Source organism: Zhongshania sp., assembly GCF_041623545.1.
Classification (GTDB): Bacteria; Pseudomonadota; Gammaproteobacteria; order Pseudomonadales; family Spongiibacteraceae; genus Spongiibacter.
Window position 1 is genome coordinate 1 of the sequence record NZ_JBFJWS010000421.1, and the last position, 2004, is coordinate 2004.

Genomic DNA, 2004 nt, shown 5'->3' on the forward strand with positions numbered 1-2004 from the left:
GAAAAAGCGCAGCAGTTACTGGTTAAACTGAGTGCGTTTATGAACGAGAATATATACCCAAATGAAAAAGCCTATGCCGAGCAATTGCATAGCGCGGGCAATCGCTTTGGTATTTTACCACTCATGGACGAGCTCAAGCTCAAGGCTAAGGCGGCGGGCCTGTGGAATTTGTTTTGTCCTGAAGAGTTTCCCCAGTACTGCGAGCATGGCGGTTTAAGTTTTACCGACTACGCCCCTCTCGCGGAATTGATGGGTCGCGTTCTGTGGTCACCGGAAGTATTTAACTGTAACGCGCCAGACACCGGCAATATGGAAGTGTTTATGAAGTACGCCACTGACGCTCAGCGTGATAAGTGGTTAACCCCATTGCTTAATGGCGATATTCGTTCGTCCTACGCCATGACTGAACCCCAAGTGGCCTCTAGCGACGCCACAAATATCGAACTTAGTATTGTAAGAGATGGCAATGAATGGGTTTTAAACGGTCGTAAATGGTTTATTACCGGCGCGATGAATGAGCGCACGGCAATCTTTATCGTAATGGGTAAATCTGACCCAGATAATGTCAGTCGTCACCAGCAGCAGAGCCAGGTGTTGGTGCCTAAGGGCACGCCGGGCATGTCCATTATACGGCCGTTGACTACCCTGGGTTACGACGATGCGCCTATTGGTCATGCTGAAATTGTATTTGAAAATGTAAGAGTGCCGCTGGAAAATATTTTATTGGGCGAAGGCCGCGGTTTTGAAATTGCGCAGGGCCGTTTGGCGCCGGGTCGTATGCATCACTGCATGCGCTTGATCGGCGCTGCCCAGCGTTCATTAGAGCTGGCCTGTCAACGGGCAGTGTCGCGTACTACTTTTGGGCGGCCGCTGAGCAAACATCAGTCGGTGCGAGAGGAAATATCGCGGAGCTTTTCCGAAATCGAAATGGCGCGTTTGCTGGTATTAAAAACCTGTAAACAGATTGATGAACAGGGTCCAATGCAAACCACCGATATGATTGCGGCAACCAAGACTACGGTGCCTTTGCTAGTGCAAAATGTTATTGATCGCTGCATGCAACTACATGGCGCCGGCGGTTTAACTGAAGATTACTTTATGGCAGAGGCGTTTAATTACGCGCGGTGGTGTCGCCAGGCAGACGGCCCGGATCAGGTCCATCAGATGGCGTTGGGTAAACAGATTATTGATCGTTACGCTGTTTAAGGAGGATGCATGGCAAATACCTTTGAATTAGATGTTGCGGTGTTAAGTGACTATTTAACGGAAAATATAGCTGGCTTCCGCGGGCCGATAACCGCAGAAAAATTTGCCGGTGGGCAGTCTAACCCCACCTATTTAATTGATGCTGTCAGTGGCAAGTACGTGCTGCGACGTAAGCCACCAGGTGAGTTGCTGAAGTCTGCCCACGCCGTAGATCGCGAGTTTAGAGTTATGAAAGCACTGGCGCAAAGCGACGTGCCAGTTCCTACAATGCGCCTGCTCTGTGACGACGATAGTGTCATTGGTTCAATGTTTTATGTAATGGACTACATCGACGGTCGTATTTTTTGGGATGCGGGTTTGCCTGAACAAAGCCCAACAGAGCGCGGCGCGATTTATGATGCGATGAATCGGGTTTTAGCCAATTTGCACAATATTGACGTCGATCGCGTTGGCTTAAGCGATTACGGGCGGCCCGGCAATTATTTTGAGCGCCAACTAAGTCGTTGGACCTCCCAGTATCGCGCCAGTGAAACCGAGGCGATGCCGGCTATGGAAAAATTGATCGTGTGGCTCAATGAAAATTTACCGCCAGACGATGGTTTGGTCTGTATTAATCACGGTGATTTTCGCCTCGATAATATGATGTTTGACAACGATACGCCTACGGTATTGGCCTTGCTTGATTGGGAATTATCCACCTTAGGCCATCCTTATGCGGACTTAGCCTATCAGTGTATGCAATTGCGAATTCCGAGTGATGCCGCTATTCCGGGGCTTGGTGGGATTGACCGCACGGCA

2 protein-coding genes are annotated in these 2004 nt (G+C 49.6%); both read left to right on the plus strand.

The genetic code is table 11. The annotated features are described in order from the left end of the window. On the plus strand, positions 1-1206 hold a 1206-nt coding region (locus ABYT30_RS18730), incomplete at its 5' end, for an acyl-CoA dehydrogenase family protein (protein ID WP_373098040.1). Between the two features lie 9 nt (positions 1207-1215). Then, positions 1216-2004, plus strand: a 789-nt coding sequence (locus ABYT30_RS18735) for a phosphotransferase family protein (protein WP_373098041.1), incomplete at its 3' end; no start/stop codon positions are given.